This is a genomic window from Mucilaginibacter sp. UYCu711, from assembly GCF_050433825.1.
Lineage (GTDB): Bacteria > Bacteroidota > Bacteroidia > Sphingobacteriales > Sphingobacteriaceae > Mucilaginibacter.
In genome coordinates this window covers 13,694-32,022 of record NZ_JBNPWM010000003.1, presented here as the reverse complement: position 1 = coordinate 32,022, position 18,329 = coordinate 13,694, and the positions used below count along the sequence as shown (strand labels likewise).

The window sequence follows — 18,329 nt, the reverse complement described above, 5'->3', positions numbered from 1 at the left end:
CACCTAAACCTTATCACATTTTATCTTTATAAACCGGAAGATGAAAAACTTAAAATCCCAATTTATCGCGATAATATTTGTTGCCGTATCTGCTTGGTTAGTAGTTGGTTGCACAAAACAGCCCAACTTTAAAGCCGATCCTAATAACCCCTATATAACAGGTGTACCCAACCCGCCAACAGCGGCCGGTCAAGCTATAATTAACAGTGTCGCTCCGTCTTCGGCATTGCCTAATACAGTAGTTGTTATTGGGGGTAATAACTTTAATACTGCAGTATCCGGTAATAGCGTAACTGTAAATGGCATACCCGCTACAGTTAATGAAGTATCATCTACACGTATTGTATTTACTGTACCGCTAAATGCAACTACCGGTAAAATAGTTTTAATAAGCGGGCCTAATACGGTGACCTATACATCAGACTTTGTGGTGAAAAGCGGCACCGTTAGTACTTTTTTGAATTTGGGCGCTAATAATGTACAACACCTGGTTTTTGATCCGGCCGGAAACCTGTATGGCGATAATCTTACAAGTATCCTTAAAATTTCGTCTGGCGGGGCGATAAGCACCTATCCTATCGGGGTTCCAACCGGCACTTTTGGAAGCATATGGGGTATAGCTATAAATAAGAATACAGACGAGCTGTTTTTACCAGACCGGGTGAAACATACTATTATTAAAATAGACGGGGATGGAAAGGTGACTACCATGGCAGGGAACGGCATAGAAGAATATTTAAATGGGCAGGGTAGTTTTGCCCATTTTATTGCCCCTACAGGTATAACGATGGATCCCAATGGAAACTTATATGTTACTGATTCGCATCGTGTGCGTAAAATAAACTCGTCGGGTGTGGTAACAACGCTGGCTGGTAGCGCAACCGATGGTACTGCAGATGGTATTGGTGCAGCCGCCAGTTTTGGCTCCTTGGAAGGTATTACTACAGATGCCCAGGGAAATGTATATGTAAGTGATACTAAATACTTAAAAATTCGCAGAATTACACCAGATGGTGTTGTAACAACCTTTGCAGGTAGCGGTACAGCCGGGTTTGCAGACGGCCCCGGCGCAACGGCCCAGTTCAGTCACCCGGCATCATTAGCTTTTGACGCGGCAGGAAACTTATTTGTAGCAGACTCAAACCCGCTGTTGCCTTTTTATGCGATCCGTATGATTAATAAATTAGGGGCGGTAACTACTTTTTTAAAGGGGACATCTAATAGCGGTGTTATTAACGGGCCTACAAGCACTGCCTCCGTAAGCCTTGCAGATGGGATAACGTTTGACCCTGCCGGCAATATGTATATTGCAAATACCGCCGCAAATATTATCAGTAAAGTAACTTTTTAATACCAGCGTATAAAGTTTATAAGTAGGTTTTTGATTAGGGATACGGTTTAAATAAAAATCGGTATAATTACTGCATTATTAACAAACCTTATCATGATAAAAATTAAAAATAGAGCTTTGTTTACGACAACTATAATTGTCGTTATACTAGCTGGTTGTTCAAAATCTAATTCTATTGTAGGCGATAAAACACAATCTCCCGAAACTAAATATTTAGCTGTTATTTACAATATTAGTCCAACAATCGGAGTGCCTAATACAGTTGTGAAGATAACAGGCTCCGACTTCAACACTGCTTTTGGCAATAATACGGTAACGCTTAACGGATTAAACATTCCGGTAAACTCGGTTACAGATAAAGAGATAGTGGTAACTATCCCCCCTAACGCATCAAAAGGGAACTTAATTGTTACATCTGGAACAACAGTAATGACGTCACCGCAACAATTTACAGTACTATCAGGTGCAATGAGTACGGTTAGTGATTATAGGGCGACCTCATATGCTATTGACCATATTGCTATAGACAGAGATGGAATTATATACGGTAACAACAACAATAGTATTTATAAAATTGCCTCAACACCGCCGTTTACATTATTTGCAGGTGGTACTTCCGATTTTACATCTATTGCTGCTATTTTAGTTAAGCCAATAGGCGATTTATATGTTGCAAACCTTGGTAATTTTAACATCGCCAAAGTAACCCCAACGAAGCAAACCAGTGTTTTTGCCGGCAGTACTGAAGGATATGTTGATGCAACCGGCACTGCCGCAAAATTTTCATCTCCTACAAATATTGCAGTTGATGGAATAGGAAATGTATATGTGACAGATTTGCATCGTATTAGAAAGATAACTAACGCAGGGGTAGTGACTACCCTGGCGGGTAGCGATGTTGATGGAAACTTTGATGGGAAAGGTACTGCAGCACAATTTGGTTTTATGGCCGGTATAACTTCAGATATAGATGGTAATGTTTATGTAACTGACAAAAAATACTTAAATGTGCGTAAAATAACCCCTGATGGTGTAGTAACAACCCTGGCCGGTAGCGGCACGGCGGGATTGGCGGATGGTGTTGGAGCCACTGCTCAATTCAATAACCCTAAAGGTATAGCTATAGACCAGTCCGGTAATGTCTTTGTTACTGATGAAAACAAATCATTGCCAGTATTTGAGATACGCGTGATAAATAAATTAGGGTGGGTAAGTACATTAATTAAAGGTAATTCAAGTACAGGGGTTATCAATGGGCCAACAGCCTCTGCTGCTGTAAACTCGGCTAACGGGCTAACGTTTGACCCGGCAGGAAATTTATATATTGTAAATACAGGTGCAAATGTTATCAGTAAAGTAACTTTTCAATAATAGCGTCCTTACATCTTCTTATAATAAGTAAAAAAAGCAACGCAGCTCTAATCTGGTCAGCTTATTGATTTAAGCCGAATAATCCTGCCAACAGTTTGTATGATTCCAACCTGTCGTCAAAATCTTCGGCAATGGTTACCGCTATAATTTCATCAACACCATAGCTTTCTGCTAATTGGCTTAAACGCTCTTTAACCATTTTAGGCGTTCCTGCAACCACGCGTTGGCGGTTGTAGCGTATGCGGTCCTGCTCATGCAGCGTGTACTCAGCGTTTTTAACATCCTCATACCCAAATGGCGACAGGCCCAAGCCTTTTTCAAACTGGATAAAACGATAATCCATAACAGCTTTATGCTGCATAACTTTCTCCTCATCCTCGCTACAAAAAACAAATATGGCCATGCTGGCTTCGGGCGCGGCTAAGTCCTGCGAGGGTTGAAACTTGTCTTTATACAATTGTACCGCCTGCGGCCCGCCAACCGGGTTAATAAAATGAGCAAAGGCCAGGCCCATACCAAAATGCGCGGCAAATAAACCACTTTGCCCGCTCGAGCTTAGCAGCCACATAGCTGGTACTGTTTTTACCTGTGGGATGGCGCGTATCTTTTGCTGGATAGTTCCCGGGGCAGCGGTATCATGAAAATAGTTGCGCAGGTCTGCCAGTTGCTCCATAAAATCCTGCTCGGCAAAATTATTTGAGGGGTTTAGTATAGAGGCGGTAATACGGTCGGTACCCGGCGCGCGCCCCATGCCCAGGTCAATACGGCCCGGAGCCAGGGCCTCCAGCATCCTGAAGTTTTCGGCGACTTTTAAAGTGCTGTGGTTAGGCATCATTACGCCGCCCGAACCAACACGGATATTGGTAGTTTGCGACGCCAGGTAAGCTATTAAAACTTCGGGAGTGGAGCCTGCAAGGCTGCCTGTATTATGATGTTCTGATACCCAAAAGCGGGTGTAGCCTAATTGATCTGTATATTTTGCTAACGCGATGGTTTCCTGTACAGCCTGTTCGGCAGTAATGCCTTTTCTGATGGGCGATTGGTCCAATACGCTTAGACGGATTTTATTTGTGTCCATAATTATAATGAACGCAAAAATACCTACCCGGTTGGTGTAAAAGTATGGTCAGCTGGTATTATGGCATTAAGGTTACAGATAGCTTAATTACTTTATGGTATAATCAGTAAGGGTAGTGGTGTTTGTACCAGTGGAGTTTGTACTGTTTTTGGTGACTATATAAACTATACCTACTCCTTTAGCAATGTAATAATCAATATCCTGGTAGGTTACAAAACTACCTGTGGTATTATATTGAAGTTCTAAATGGGTATGTATAACGTTACTATATGTTTTACCGCCAACAGCTTTAGTGATGTCTTTTTCCAGTATTTTTCCAATAATTTGGGCCGGGAATCCGTTTAGTAACCCGTTGTCTGTTATTGGTGCGGTCCAGGTTTTGCCAATGTCCCAATTATCTTTTAAATAAATATATTCTATTACCAGGTCAGGGCTTATCATGTCTGACCGGTAGCTGTAAATATCATTGTCATGATAATAATAGGTGTAGCCCTTATCTGTGTTTAGTGTGGTGGTAGCAGTGTAATATAATTTGTTGTTAATTTTTAAGGTAGCGCCCGTCATGCTGGTAGCCTGGGTTAGTGTTGTTGCATCTACAGTAGTTGTATATTTCCAGTTAGATCCTTTTGTAGTAGGTTGATAACCACTGGCACTATTGTTTGGTGTAGTTACGGTGCCGGTAGCATTTGTGGTATCAGTTAAATCCGCATAAATAGGTGGATCCAGTTTGCAGCCTGCGGCAATTAAAATTAAAGCTGATAAAAAAAACAGGGGTATTTTTTTCATAAGACATTATGATCTTAATAATTGATTGATAATTAGATGGTTTATAACATCTAAGATACCAATATATTATTAAAAAAATAATATTCTATAAAATTTAGGTCGATACCCCGCTATTTTATCGAGTAATCGCTGAGCGTGCTTGACGAGGTAATTACTGAAGCTTTAGAATCCGCTTCGATTATTCCTATGCCTTTGGCTATATAATAATCCACCGTCTGAATGGTCTCAAAGCCGCTGCCTAAATCATATTGAACCAATAGCTGGGTATGTACAACATCAGTAAAAGTTTTCCCGGATACTACTTTGGTAACACCTATTTCTACAATTTTGCCTACAACCTGCGCCGGTACAGAATTAATGCTTCCATTATCAGTCATAGGCGCTGTCCAGGTTTTACCAACAGCATAATTATCTTTTAAATATAAATACTCAACAGTAACCCCGCCTGCAGTAGTTCGGTTAGTGTAATTATCATTGCCGTGATAGTAGTAAGCTGTAGAAGCTCCTGAAGTAGATGACACTACATTAATAGTATAATAAGTTTTATTGTTAAAAGTTGCTGTAGTGCCGGTAATGGTATGAGTTTGTGTTTCGGCTTTACCTGCTACGGTTCCATTAAATTTCCAATACGAGTCTTTTGTTACAGGTTGATAGTTATCAGATTTTGATGTCCCGGTTGTTGAATTACCGGTTTTTAGTGTGTCCGTTTTTGAAGTGCCGGTCTTTGAAAAATCGGGCGGATCTAATTTACATCCGGCTATAAGCAAAACTAATGTTGCGGCAAAAGGGAGTATGAATTTTTTCATAGCGATAGGGTTGAAACCCACAAAGTAGTTATAAATTCAAGGAAACAACGCGTTAAAAGCGTCTTAAGCGTCAAAATGATATAAAAATACTACTGCACCGGTATAGGCGGGTTTTTTCTCGCCTTCAATTTCCATAGTAACGCCAATGGTGGCTTTTGTTACACCGCGTAAATTTATTATGGCATCCAGCTTTGCTATTAGCCTTACCCGGCTGTTAACAGGTACCGCAGCCGCAAAACGGATATTCTCAATACTATAATTGATCTGCATTTTAAGGTTCTGTACATCGGCTATCTGGTGCCAAAAATAGGGTAGTAAGGATACAGTTAGATAACCATGGGCTATGGTAGATTTGAAGGGGCTTTCAACTGCTGCGCGTGCCTCGTCGGTATGGATCCATTGATGGTCTATAGTAGCCTCGGCAAACATATTGATCTGCTCTTGTGTGATCGTATGCCAGCCGGATACACCAAGCTCTTTGCCCAGGTGCGATTCAAACTCCTCGTAGTTTTTTATAATTATCATATTCAGCTTATGTTTTATAGGTTCACAACAGGTGTGAGCCTATAAAAGTAATAAACCTAAATCATTACACCAAAACAGACCCACCATCAACCACGATAACCTGGCCGGTACTGTATTGTTGGCCCATCAGATATAAATACGTTTGCGCAATATCTTCGGCCTCGCCTACGCGTTTCACGGGTAAGTTATTGGCAACGCTGTTATAAAGACCCTCACGATCAGTTTCTGTCATGTTGTTCCACAAATTAGTTTTAACCACACCCGGCGATACAAGGTTAACACGTACGGGTGCCAGCTCAATGGCTATAGCCCGTGTAAACCCTTCCATCGCGGCACAAATACTTGCACCTAATGACCACCCGCTTAACGGCCTTATACTTGCAACGCCACCGGTTAAAGTTATCGATCCGCCGATATTTATATAAGGCGATGCATATTTAACAGCGGTAAATGCACCCCAATAACGCAGGTCAAAAAAAAGCCGGGCATCGGGTAGGGTAGCGTCCGCTATAGTAACTAATTGCAACGATTCGCCCGCGGTATATACCAGGTGATCAAATTTACCCAGATTGCTAAAAAACCTTTTTACTTGCTTTTCGTCTGTCAGATCAACAGCCATTCCCTTATTCCCTTCAGGTAATTCGGTCAGTGCTTGTTCTATTCGTTGTTGGTTACTGGATACGATAATCACATCGGCTCCTTCTAATGCGGCTGCTTTTGCTGTTGCCAACCCTATACCTGAGCTACCACCCAGTTAAACTACTTTTTTACCAGTTAGCAATCCGTTTTTTTGTTTTGTAAGTTGTTCCATTGTTAATGTTTTTTTGATGAAACAAAATTCCGGAACAAAAAACAGGAGCCACTTAACAAATGGTAAAAAGAGATACTACTTGATATTTTTTCGAATTCGACTAAGTGACTGTGGCGTGATACCTAAATAAGATGCTACATCGGTTAACGGAACCAGCAAAGCTATCTCTGGCTGGCAGGATAAAAATATTTTATACCTGGCTGTTGAATCGTGGCCGAGGTAACTATTTTTAAGATCGATCTTATCTAATAACGCTTGATGACTTATTTGGTCAATGAGTTGCTTTATGTAAGGCAATTGTGCGTACAATTTGTTTAAAGATGTTCGGGTAAAAACCAATACTTCAGTATCACAAGCTGCGCTGATGCTTTCGTGAGCAGGCACGTTATTATTAAAACTGTTGAGGATGGTGCAAAACTGGTTCTCTTTTAAAAAGAAATAAGTTACCTGGTTGCCTTGCTCGTTCGAAACCATTATGCGCAATACGCCGCTACAGATAAAATACATTTCGCGGCAAATGTTATCGGCATAGAAAAGATAATCGCCTTCTTTATAAGTGCGGGTTTCAATTGCAGCCGATATCACCGCTTCATCCTCGGCGGTAATGTTTTGAAAGGATTTTAATAAGACGATAAGTGGATTTGGCATGAAGCAAGTTACAAAGACTTACGAAGTTTATAAACTCCGTAAGTCTATTATTTAAACATATTCTTTAAAGCAGCAAGCTTCACGGCCATATCGGTTTCAGGTTCAGGCTCTTTTCTTTTTGGCTGCTGATGATTGTAAGCTGGTTTAGCAGGTTGATGCTGTTTAGCAGGTGCTGTAGGGCGTTGCTCTTTTTTAGGTTCATCTGTTTTCATGGATAATGCGATGCGCTTGCGGGCCACATCAACTTCGGTAACAGTTACCTCAACCTGTTGCTGAACTTTCAATACCTCGTTTGGGTCCTTTATAAAACGGTTAGCGATCTGGCTTAAATGTACCAAACCATCCTGGTGCACGCCTATATCAACAAAGGCGCCAAACGCGGTGATATTGGTAACAATACCGGGCAGCTTCATGCCGGCTTTTAAATCGGTAATACTGTTAACTCCTTCTGTAAAGCTAAAGGCTTCAAACTTTTCGCGCGGGTCGCGGCCGGGTTTAGCCAGCTCGGCCATAATATCGGTTAGGGTAGGTAAGCCTACTGTTTCGGTAATATATTTTTGCAATGGGATGCTTTGGCGCAGCTTATCATCGCGCATCAGGTCGTTTACGGTGCAGCCTTTGTCTTTGGCAATTTGTGCAACCAGCGGATAACGCTCAGGGTGTACAGCGCTTGCATCCAATGGGTTCTCTGCATTATGAATGCGCAAAAATCCTGCCGCCTGCTCAAAAGCCTTATCGCCCAAGCGCGGTACTTTTTTTAGCTGGTCGCGATGTTTAAACGCGCCGTTCTCATCGCGGTACTCCACTATCTTTTGCGCCAGCTGTGGCCCAAGGCCGGATACGTAGGATAGGATCTGTTTTGATGCCGTATTCAGTTCCACGCCAACGGCGTTTACCGCACTAATAACCGTATCATCCAGCGATGCCTGCAATTTATTCTGGTCCACATCATGCTGGTACTGCCCCACGCCTATTGATTTTGGATCGATCTTTACCAGCTCGGCCAATGGGTCCATCAGCCTGCGGCCTATAGATACCGCGCCACGCACGGTAACATCTTTATCAGGGAATTCCTCGCGCGCGACTTCTGACGCGGAATAGATGGACGCGCCGCTTTCATTAACCATTACAATCTCTGCATCCCGCAAATTTAACTTGCGCACAAATAGTTCGGTTTCGCGGCCTGCTGTCCCGTTACCTATGGCTATAGCCTGGATATTGTATTTCTCAAACAGATGCTGGATGGTTTTCTCGGCCTCTTTGGCCTGACCTGCACCCGTATGCGGAAAAACAGCGGTGTATTCTAATAACTTACCCTGTTCATCTAAACAAACCACTTTACAGCCCGTACGGAAACCCGGATCGATAGCCATAGTGCGTTTTTGACCCAGGGGGGCGGCCAATAATAACTGGCGCGCATTCTCGGCAAACACACGGATCGCTTCTTGATCGGCTTTCTTTTTGGTCAGCAAACGCACCTCTGTTTCCATTGACGGACGGAGCAGGCGCTTGTAGCCATCGGTAATGGCTTGTTTTACCTGGTCGGCAGCAGTATTGTTGCCGGTTATAAATGCTTTCTCTAATTGGTCTATCGCTTCATCCTCGGGCGGCAGCACATCCAGGAAAAGGATCTCTTCTTTCTCACCCCGGCGCATAGCCAATATGCGGTGTGATGGTGCCGATTTTACGGGCTCTTCCCATTCAAAGTAATCTTTATACTTAATACCGGCGGTTTCCTTGCCCGTAATAACCTTACTTTTAAACGACCCCTTCTCCATAAACAACTCCCGGATCCTGGTACGCACAGCAGCATCCTCGCTTATGTGCTCGGCAATAATATCACGGGCACCGCCTAATGCTTCTTCCAGGCTGGCGACGCCTTTTTCTTCGGAGATATACTTTTCAGCCTCGGCCTCCACGTCAAATTTATTTTGTGCGAACAGCATATCTGCCAATGGCTGCAAACCCTTCTCGCGGGCTATACTGGCGCGGGTTTTTCTTTTAGGGCGATAAGGAAGGTAGATATCTTCTAACACCACCATGGTTTCGGCAGCGTTGATCTGCGCCTGCAGATCGGGCGTTAGCTTACCCATCTCGGTTAATGAGTTTAGTATGGCTTCGCGGCGTTTGTCCAGTTCGCGCATTTGCTGGATCCTGTCGCGGATGCCGGCAACCTGAACCTCGTCTAAGCTACCCGTCATCTCTTTACGGTAACGGGATATGAACGGAACGGTTGCGCCTTCGTCTAATAAACTAACAGTGGCAATAACTTGCTTTTCGGCAATTGAAAATTCGGCAGCTAACTTTTTATAATGAGTTGTCATTGATCTATCCTTATTGGGATAGCGAAATTCGGGTTATGGGTTGGAATGTCAAAGGGGTGTTGGTAAATAAGTGCGGGATTGAACGCGCAAGATTACTAAGATGCAGTTAGTTTATTCATAGCAACAACAACTTCCGCTAATAAATCGGAGTCAATTTCGCCAAATTTAAAATCAACCATAGCCTTTTCAAGAGATGCTAATTTATGGATTCGGATAACCGAAGGTAACTTTAATCCATATTTGTCCCATTCTTTTAATTCGATGTCGTACGGCGTGTTATATAACTTACTGGTTATACGACAAACTATTATATCGCCATCATTAGTATCTTTAATAATTAAAGCTGGGCGTTTTTTGAATGTTGTGTTATCTGTAAATGGAAATTTTATGAGTACAATATCACCTAATTTATAGTTATTCATTTTTACAGATTATCATAAACAGAATCTGCTTCATCATAACCTTTCAGAAATTGCTCATTAAGCTCATTTTTAAATTGGGCTTCTTCGCCTAACTCATCAACCATTACAATTACACGAACGTGCTTGTCTTTTGATAAAGCTAATTCAACCTGGAAATTTTCAGGAATAGTAATCGTGTTGTTAATTACTTCTGTTTCAAATTCAACTGCTCTCATAATAATATAGTACTTAAACAAATTTACCTTAATATATTTAAGTATGCAAATCACATAGTAGTGCAGCTTTTGGCGATCAGGAACTATAGGTTATTTCTTCTTCTTCGGCTTCGCCAAGTTCTTATCAACCCTAAACTTTACGATACGGGTTATCAGATCCAATGGTAACGGTTTATCAATAGGGAACTGCAAAGTGCCCTTACCAGTTTCATACTGCGCGGTTTCATCTGCAAACGCCTCAATACCCATTGGTGCGGGGTAAAACCCGATATGGCTTTTATAGCCGCCAAAATGCACCAGGTTGCCGTTAAGTTTAAAGGTGGGTATGGCGTAGGTAATAGCCTCGGTAGCATCAGGGGCGGCCTGTTGTATAGTGGTGCGCATGGTTTGCAGCAATTCCTGCACGTCGGCCGGGTAAGCAGCTATATACTCGTCTATGTTTTTTGCCGGTTCGCCCTTCATGATCTATATGATTAAAGTTATCGATACTGCAAATCTAACAGCTGGTTATCAAATTGATGCTGTGCAAAAGGGACATTTATAGGGGTATGGTGCGACAAAAAAAGCCCCTTCCTGTTTTGGAAGGGGCTTAAGGTATAATGAGTTATGTCAACTTATTGGGCTGCCCATTTGTTATCGGTTAGGTTGGCGTCTACAAATATGCCGCCGTCTACCTGCACTGCAGTTATGGTTTTGTTGTTTTTAAGTTCGATGGTTACTTGTTTTTGGTCTTTTTGCCATACTGCCGGGGTTTGATGCACGGTTTCAGTTGTACCGTCGCTGTAAGTTAGCACCAGGTCAAACGGTGAAGCAAAGCCACCAACGTTTTGTATAGCTACTTTGTAGCCCGAGCCCGCTTTATCAACGCTTACCAGTTTTAGGTCGACGTAGCCTGGTGTGTAGAACCAGTTATAGAAGAACCATGTTAAGTCCTTACCGGCACCGGTGCTCATCGAGTTAAAGTAATCCCACGGGATAGGATGTTTACCGTGCCAGTTGCTCATGTAGTTATGCAGCGCTTTTTTAAACAGGTTGTCGCCCAGCATATCTTTAAGCGCCAGGTAGCTTAATGACGGTTTGCCATAGAAGTTATCGCCTGCGCCGTATTTGGTGTCAGGCGACGGGGTTATGATAGGCATCTCGTTAGTATGCGGGCGCCTTGCCCAGCTATTAACACGGAACTGCTTGTAAAACTGATCAGCAGCGGCTTTGCCCTTCTCTTCAATGCCAATCAGGTACTCAAGGGTAGTTGCCCAACCTTCGTCCATAAAGGCGTAGTAGCTTTCGTTAATACCCATGTAGAACGGAAAGTAGGTGTGCGCCTGCTCGTGATCCTGCACCAATTGGGCAAAGCCTAAGTCAGGAACATGGCTATCATTAACCATCATAGGGTACTCCATATCGGCAGTGCCCTGGAAAGCGGTGCTCTTTTCGAACGGGTACGGAACGCCCGGCCAGTTCTTAGAGAACCAGGCCAGCGCATAACGGCTGTTTTGTACCGAATGATGAAAGTCGTTTGAAGCATCAGGGAACGCGGCCTGCACACTTACGCGGCGATGGGTAGCATCCTCCACTACGGTGCTTGCAGCATCCCAGTTATAATGGTCGCTCACGCCAAAGGTCATGTCGGTGATGTTGCTGGCTTTCCAGATCCAGGTATTAGCGTTGTTTTGGGTAGTGATGGTTTTAGCAGCAAGATCAGCAGGAGCAGCGATGTGTACTGTGCTATCGCTGGTGAACGACTGCTCCAGCATTTTTGCATATTTAGGCTGTAGTACCTGGTTGGGGTTTTGGAGAGTGCCGGTGCCCCATACAATAAAGTTTTTAGGCACGGTAACGCTTAGGGTATAATCGTTAAAGTCGTTATAAAACTCCAGGCCGCCGGTATGTGGCTGGGTATCCCATCCTTTGTAATCATCATATACTGATACGCGGGGATAGAAGTAAGCCAGGTAATAGGTGGTCGAGTCGATATAGCCCTCGCGGTCGCCTTTTGTGCCGTCTGATAACTGGTAATGCCAGGCAATATCAAGCTTAACCGAATCTTTTGATGCCAAAGGTTTTGGCAGGTCTATCATTTGGTTAGTGGTTGATGCGGTGGTGTTATCCCAGGCGATTTTGGCGCCATTGGCGGTTATGTTATCTATCTGTATGCCAGCTTGTGGGTTCTCCACACCACCACGGCGTCCTGCAGCACGATGGACGTTCATGATCAGTTTCATGTTAAGGCTCTTTAACTCGTCGGGGCTGTTATTAACGTAGCTTATCTGCTCTGTTCCCTTTATGGTGCGGTCGGGAGGCGATACGGTTACCGCTATATTATAGCGGCCATGGTTTTGCCAGTACTTTTTACCGGGCTTGCCGCTTTTATCGCGGGTGCCGTTGCTGTAGGTTTTAGCTATTGGGTCTGGAATGGTTAGTGTTTGCGCGTTTGCCTGCACCATAAACAGACATACTAATGCCGATAGGCTGATTTGTTTTAACATGTAGCGTAATTTTAAGATCAGTTTTACGGGGCTAAATATAGGAAAGAATTGGATGGTATTAATATGCGGAAATGGCATTTTAAGTTGATAACACAGCGCGTTTGTTTCACGCGTGCATGAAACAAATGAAACAGGTGAAACAAGATTTCGACCTAACTAATTGACAGCAAACCAATTACAAAAAACGAGTGAAACAAAATGAAACAAGATTTTGGCTTAATGTATTGATTATAAGCTGATTGAAAAAACGGGGTGAAACAAAATGAAACAACACTACTGACAATGTAGTGTCACCATAACTATGCGCAAAGGTGGCTATCTTGCATAAAATCCTTTAAATTTATTATGAGTAATTCTACCATTCCGCCCAATAACTTGGGGCGGCCGGCGGGTATCGAGCTTCTCCGCGCCGTGTCGCAGCACAAAACTTTAACGGCTAAACAAACCAAACAACTAAACAACTATTTAGCTGGCCCGCCCGACAGCAAGGACGCTTTCATTATAAAACGGGCGGCCGACTGGATGAAACCCATCAAGGGCAAAAAACAGCGGCCCGGCGGTAAGCTGTTCGACCATTTTTGGTATTACGGCGAGCTGTGCATTATGTTTGCCGATACCAACGTAGGTAAATCTATCCTGGCGGTGCAAATTGCCGATAGCCTGAGCAGGGGCGAGGCTATCCCCGGTTTCGGTACCGCGCGCCAGGCCGAACGGGTATTGTATTTCGATTTCGAGCTGACCGCCGCGCAGTTCGAGCAACGCTATAGCAGCGCTGATGATGGCATCTTCCCTTTTGCCTCTAATTTTTACCGGCTGGTTTTTAACCCCGACGCGGTGGGCGCGCGCCGCTTTGCCACCTATGCCGATTATTTGAACAACGGTATCGAAAACGTATTGGTAGCCACCAAGGCCCGCGTTTTGATAATAGACAATATTACCTGCCTGCGCAGCGGTACCGAAGCGGCGGCCAGCGCCGTAAGCCTGATGAAGAACCTGCAGGCGCTCAAAAACAAGTACGGCCTATCCATACTGGTGCTGGCGCATACGCCCAAACGCAACCCCGCCAAGCCCGTAACCCGTAACGACCTGCAAGGCAGTAAAATGCTGATAAACTTTGCCGACAGCGCCTTTGCCATAGGCGAGAGCCAAACCAGCACGGGCCTGCGCTACCTTAAACAAATAAAACAACGCAGCGGGATAGAAGTATTTGGCGCAAACAACGTGTGCCTATGCCGAATGGTAAAACCCGCCAATTTTCTCCACTTCGAGTTTATTGGCTTTGGCCCCGAAGCATCGCACCTGCTGCATTATACCGAGCAGCAACGCAAAATAACCGAAGAACGCATTGCCGAGTTGAGTACCCAGGGCCTAACGGTACGCGCCATAGCTGCGGAAACAGGGATTTCGTTTAGTACGGTGCATAGGGTGGTGAAGCGGTTGGGGGCTGTCTGAACCGTTGATTTATTTGTGGTTGACAGATTGCGTTGATGTTGATTAGCCAGCATAGCTCGATATTATCGCAGTGGTGTCCCGAAGAGGATCCTGCGTGTCGGTGGGGGCGGGCTGGGCATCGCCCGCAGGGTTCTTTGACGGGTGGACCTGCGGGGACGGTAAGGTGAAAAAAAACATTATATTTACATAACCTTTAAACTTTACCTTAATCAAATGAGCAAATACCAAACTTTAGTAACAATACTAGATGAGTTACGGAAAGAAGCCCCTATACAATACAAAAAATATTACCCATTAGAAACTGATATTGATAAGGTCAATCAAGCTAGATCACAAGCATTTATTCACTTGTTTTTAAAAGTCAAATTTGGATTGTTAACATTTTCCGAAAGGGAAAACTATATAACTGATGGTACTGATGATGGTGGGGTTGACGGTTATTTTGTTGACTATGACAATGAATATATTTATTTTTTTCAGTCAAAATTTCGTAGTAATAGCGAGAACTTCGAGAATGTCAATATTGAATTAGACGAATTGCTAAAGATGGAATTAGATCGGATCACTAAAGGGGAAGCCAATGGGTTAAATGGTCGTAAATATAATGCCAAGATCCAGACATTAATCACATCTATTAACGATATATCAAACAAGCCAAAATGGAAGGAAGTTGTGATAATATTAGCTAATGTAAAAGATAAACATAAAGACAAAATAAATCATCTAACTCAATTTCCAACAGAAATTTTCAATTTCGATAAAGTGTATGACGATCTTGTTTTTCCCGTTGTTTCCGGAACTTTTTTTAGGCAAAGTGAACTAAAAATAACAATTAATGTCAATCCTAATACAAAAAATAACATCATCGATTATGATGTAGATACAGAAGTTAAAGAATGTAATATCAGAGTTTTATTTGTTCCGACCGTAGAGATTGCTAAAATACTTTATAAGTATAAAAATTCAATTTTAAGATTCAATCCCAGGAGCTATTTAGATTTAGCAGGAGGTTCGGTAAATGCCAATATCTATAGTTCAATAACGCAAATCCCGACAAACGAATTTGCGCTTTTCAACAATGGTATAACGATGCTGTCTGATAAGACATATTACAGTGATAGGACTGGCCGAAAGAGAGAAGCAGAAATAATAGTGACAAACCCGCAAATTATAAATGGGGGCCAGACTGCATTTACCCTAAGTAGAATTTATGAAGAAAATTTAAACACAGACAGAGATATGGAAGTGTTTTCCAATAAAGAGGTATTGTTAAAAATAATAACATTCGAAGACGATGTTGAAACAAAAATAAATGAAGAAAATAAGCTAAAATTAATAGAAGCAATTTCTAAAGCCACTAACGACCAAACGCCAATAACAGATGCGGATCGTACCTCAAACGATAAAATTCAAATAGAAATCCAAGAAAATATCTTTAAAAAATTCGGGTGTTTCTATGAACGTAAAAGAGGGGAATTTGGAGATGGGCTCCGCAGTAAATATATTGATAGATCGAAAGTAATTGATCGTGAGGTTTTTATTAGAATTAGCTATGCTATCAACGGTAATCCGGGGCAAGCCAGAAGAGTTGGATCTCGGTTTTTATTTAAGAAAAGAAACTTTAATGTTACTCTGCCCGATGTCCAAAGTATTGACAAGTATTTTTTTGGATACAAAGTACTCGAATACTTAAATAATATTCAGAAAGCATTTGATCGAGAACATAAGAATAAATTTGGTCAGGCACAATATGGGAGTGCGTTGCGTTATGGCAAAATAGCTGTAGTTGCGGTTGTTTCTAATCGATATAAAGAGGGATCCGATAAAAGCGATTTTGATGAGGCGATAATTGAACTTACAAATAATGTATTAGCATCATGGCGTGATTTTGAAGAATACATACAAAATATACAGAGAAACGGAATATATTTCATTAGATACAGAGATCCTGAAACTAACATTGAAACCATAGAACTTAATTATGATAATTACTATAAAAGTAATTCTATTGTAGTGGATTTAAATAGTTTTTTTGGTCTGTAAATATAAAAGTGCGACGTTCCCTCTACCAAGGGGTTCGGTGTAAACCACGAGCGAAACACTTGCGTTAGCGAGGGTATTCCTATATTTAAAAAAACAATTTTATGAGCGAATTAAAAAGACGATACATAGTGTTTATTGAGAACGGGCAAACACATCAAGTACCCGCTTATAGCAAAGTAATTGTCGCAGAAAAATATTTGTCAGTGCGATTTACTTTTGAAAAAGATTTATCCGTCACCGACATTGAAAACGTTACAGTCGACAACGAGGGAGGTTATATCAATATGGTCACTTCTAGAGGCAACGATTTTACTGCGGGAGCTCTTTATGACCAATTATTACTTTGGTTCCAAGATATGGAGACGAGATGGAAGGCTGCTAGTTACAAATCCTGACATCCCCCTAGTCGAAGTTTAGCTCCGCCCTTGTTGGTGTTATCACCAACAAGTACCGTTATGCGGTAATCGTGCAGTCACTTAGCCCACCGCTCAGTTGTTGGTGATAGCACCAAACAACGGCCACCGCGCGATCAAGCCTTCCCGCTGTTCGCCAAGTTGTAGCAAGTATGCAGCGTAAGCCAAAAGCGCAACGTACATGTGCCTGTCTCCCGCTGTTTAGTAACAACACTACCACAGGCTAATCACCCCCTTGCTTTGTCCCGATCACCCCCGTTGGGTCACACAATGCCTGTTTACATTTGTAATAGAAATAAGTACGATCACCTTTTAAAAACAAGTATCATGCGAAAATTAAAATTACAGATGCAAACTACCCTTGATGGGTTTGTTGCGGGGCCCGGGGGCGAGTTGGATTGGATGTGGATAAACGGCCAACAGGACAAAGCCGTTTATGATAAAGTAATTGAGCTGGCCGACAGCTGCGACACTATACTACTGGGCCGTAAAATGACCCGTGAATTTGTTGATCACTGGGAAAAAGGGTTGGTTGTTGATGGCATTAGCCCTGAACGCGCAATAGCCGAACGTATGGTAAATATGCGCAAGATAGTTTTTAGCCACACAGAAACTGCCATTGCAGGTAAAAACGTGGAGGTAGAGAACGGCGACCTGGCTACAGCAATCCAGGCGCTTAAAAACCAACCGGGCAAAGATATTATGGCGTATGGCGGCGCCAATTTCGCAAGCTCGCTCATCAGCCTTAACCTGGTTGACGAATACTATTTTTTTGTTAACCCGGTAGCCATAGGCAAGGGCCTCTCAATTTTCAGCGACCAAAAAATATTGCAGTTTGAAAGCTCGGTAATTTACAAAAGCGGGAAGATATTAAATAAGTATGTGGCAGTATAGGGGGTGATTGCGGCAGGCGGGGGTGTCACAGCCTCACCACCCTCTCCATCACGTCATTGCGAGGAACGAAGCAATCTCTACAACAGACAGTCAATATCCGCGATGTTTGTTGGTGAGACGAATTGAAATGAGATCTGTCATAGTTGATTTGCAAGTGCAGAGATTGCTTCGTTCCTCGCAATGACGCGTGGGGGATTAGGGCTTTTATCCTAGCATTACTGCTTTGCAAGTATGAATTAACTGGCATCAATAAGGCCCACCCTTCACCACCACGTCATAGCGAGGAACGAAGCAATCTCTACAACAGACAGTCAATATCCGCGATGTTTGTTGGTGAGACCAATTCAATTTTTTATTTTGCGTTATGTTATTTCAACAAGGTAGTTGTGTGTACATCATGACTAATAAAATGCATTCGGTATTATATGTAGGTGTTACGTCTGAACTGCCGCAGCGGGTTTGGAAGCATAAAAACAAAGAATATCCTGAAAGCTTTACCGCCAAATACAACTGTACTATACTGGTTTATTACTTGTTTTACCCACACATTGAAGAAGCAATAGCTGCCGAGAAAGTACTGAAGGGCAGCAGCAGGAAGCATAAAAAACAATTGGTTAACAGCATGAATCCGGAATGGAAGGATCTTTACGACTCGTTATTAGACTGAGATCTATCATAGTTGATTAGCGAGTGTACAGATTGCT

General features: G+C 42.7%; 18 protein-coding genes. 7 read left to right on the top strand and 11 right to left on the bottom strand.

All coding sequences use genetic code 11. From position 1 onward, the window contains the following. Positions 1–40: 40 nt before the first annotated feature. Together ABIB50_RS07345 and ABIB50_RS07340 are read left to right on the top strand one after the other, a co-directional pair. Positions 41–1,351, top strand: a complete 1,311-nt coding sequence (locus ABIB50_RS07345) for an IPT/TIG domain-containing protein (RefSeq protein WP_429378527.1) — start codon at positions 41–43, stop codon at positions 1,349–1,351. Between the two features lie 93 nt (positions 1,352–1,444). Then, complete coding sequence (locus tag ABIB50_RS07340; RefSeq protein WP_429378525.1) at positions 1,445–2,722, top strand: IPT/TIG domain-containing protein; 1,278 nt, start codon at positions 1,445–1,447, stop codon at positions 2,720–2,722. A 61-nt stretch (positions 2,723–2,783) separates the two neighbouring features. Here the strand turns inward: ABIB50_RS07340 and ABIB50_RS07335 are convergent, their stop codons facing one another. From ABIB50_RS07335 to ABIB50_RS07285, 11 genes are all read right to left on the bottom strand, one after another. Continuing rightward, positions 2,784–3,800 (bottom strand): LLM class flavin-dependent oxidoreductase, encoded by a 1,017-nt coding sequence (locus ABIB50_RS07335; protein WP_429378524.1) that lies wholly within the window; start codon positions 3,798–3,800, stop codon positions 2,784–2,786. Positions 3,801–3,887: 87 nt separating this feature from the next. Then, on the bottom strand, positions 3,888–4,586 hold the full coding sequence (locus tag ABIB50_RS07330) for a hypothetical protein (protein ID WP_429378522.1): 699 nt from the start codon (positions 4,584–4,586) through the stop codon (positions 3,888–3,890). 110 nt (positions 4,587–4,696) lie between these two features. Next, on the bottom strand, positions 4,697–5,392 hold the full coding sequence (locus ABIB50_RS07325) for a hypothetical protein (RefSeq protein ID WP_429378521.1): 696 nt from the start codon (positions 5,390–5,392) through the stop codon (positions 4,697–4,699). A 63-nt stretch (positions 5,393–5,455) separates the two neighbouring features. Next, on the bottom strand, positions 5,456–5,917 hold the full coding sequence (locus ABIB50_RS07320) for a MaoC family dehydratase (protein WP_429378519.1): 462 nt from the start codon (positions 5,915–5,917) through the stop codon (positions 5,456–5,458). Between the two features lie 64 nt (positions 5,918–5,981). Then, on the bottom strand, positions 5,982–6,671 hold the full coding sequence (locus tag ABIB50_RS07315) for an SDR family oxidoreductase (RefSeq protein ID WP_429379237.1): 690 nt from the start codon (positions 6,669–6,671) through the stop codon (positions 5,982–5,984). Positions 6,672–6,803: 132 nt separating this feature from the next. Then, positions 6,804–7,376, bottom strand: a complete 573-nt coding sequence (locus tag ABIB50_RS07310) for a Crp/Fnr family transcriptional regulator (RefSeq protein WP_429378518.1) — start codon at positions 7,374–7,376, stop codon at positions 6,804–6,806. Positions 7,377–7,423: 47 nt separating this feature from the next. Beyond that, positions 7,424–9,700 (bottom strand): Tex family protein, encoded by a 2,277-nt coding sequence (locus ABIB50_RS07305; RefSeq protein ID WP_429378517.1) that lies wholly within the window; start codon positions 9,698–9,700, stop codon positions 7,424–7,426. Positions 9,701–9,795: 95 nt separating this feature from the next. Further along, positions 9,796–10,122 (bottom strand): type II toxin-antitoxin system PemK/MazF family toxin, encoded by a 327-nt coding sequence (locus ABIB50_RS07300; protein ID WP_429378515.1) that lies wholly within the window; start codon positions 10,120–10,122, stop codon positions 9,796–9,798. Between the two features lie 2 nt (positions 10,123–10,124). Then, positions 10,125–10,337: a hypothetical protein gene (locus ABIB50_RS07295; protein ID WP_429378514.1), complete on the bottom strand. Its 213-nt coding sequence runs from the start codon at positions 10,335–10,337 to the stop codon at positions 10,125–10,127. A gap of 90 nt (positions 10,338–10,427) precedes the next feature. Then, positions 10,428–10,799: an iron chaperone gene (locus tag ABIB50_RS07290; protein ID WP_429378512.1), complete on the bottom strand. Its 372-nt coding sequence runs from the start codon at positions 10,797–10,799 to the stop codon at positions 10,428–10,430. 152 nt (positions 10,800–10,951) lie between these two features. After that, positions 10,952–12,823, bottom strand: coding sequence for a M1 family metallopeptidase (locus tag ABIB50_RS07285; RefSeq protein ID WP_429378510.1), 1,872 nt, complete (start codon positions 12,821–12,823; stop codon positions 10,952–10,954). Positions 12,824–13,168: 345 nt separating this feature from the next. On the opposite strand from ABIB50_RS07285, the gene ABIB50_RS07280 reads away from it, so the two are divergent. The 5 genes from ABIB50_RS07280 to ABIB50_RS07260 all read left to right on the top strand — a co-directional run bounded on the left by ABIB50_RS07280 (position 13,169) and on the right by ABIB50_RS07260 (position 18,292). Next, positions 13,169–14,275, top strand: coding sequence for an AAA family ATPase (locus ABIB50_RS07280; protein ID WP_429378509.1), 1,107 nt, complete (start codon positions 13,169–13,171; stop codon positions 14,273–14,275). A gap of 213 nt (positions 14,276–14,488) precedes the next feature. Next, positions 14,489–16,318 carry an AIPR family protein gene (locus tag ABIB50_RS07275; RefSeq protein ID WP_429378507.1) on the top strand — a complete coding sequence of 610 codons (1,830 nt, stop codon included), beginning with the start codon at positions 14,489–14,491 and terminating at the stop codon, positions 16,316–16,318. A gap of 101 nt (positions 16,319–16,419) precedes the next feature. Then, entirely contained in the window at positions 16,420–16,713 is a 294-nt protein-coding gene (locus ABIB50_RS07270; RefSeq protein WP_429378505.1) for a hypothetical protein, read from the top strand. Positions 16,714–17,058: 345 nt separating this feature from the next. Further along, entirely contained in the window at positions 17,059–17,625 is a 567-nt protein-coding gene (locus ABIB50_RS07265; RefSeq protein WP_429378503.1) for a dihydrofolate reductase family protein, read from the top strand. Between the two features lie 364 nt (positions 17,626–17,989). Further along, positions 17,990–18,292, top strand: coding sequence for a GIY-YIG nuclease family protein (locus ABIB50_RS07260; RefSeq protein ID WP_429378502.1), 303 nt, complete (start codon positions 17,990–17,992; stop codon positions 18,290–18,292). The last annotated feature ends 37 nt before the right edge of the window (positions 18,293–18,329 follow it).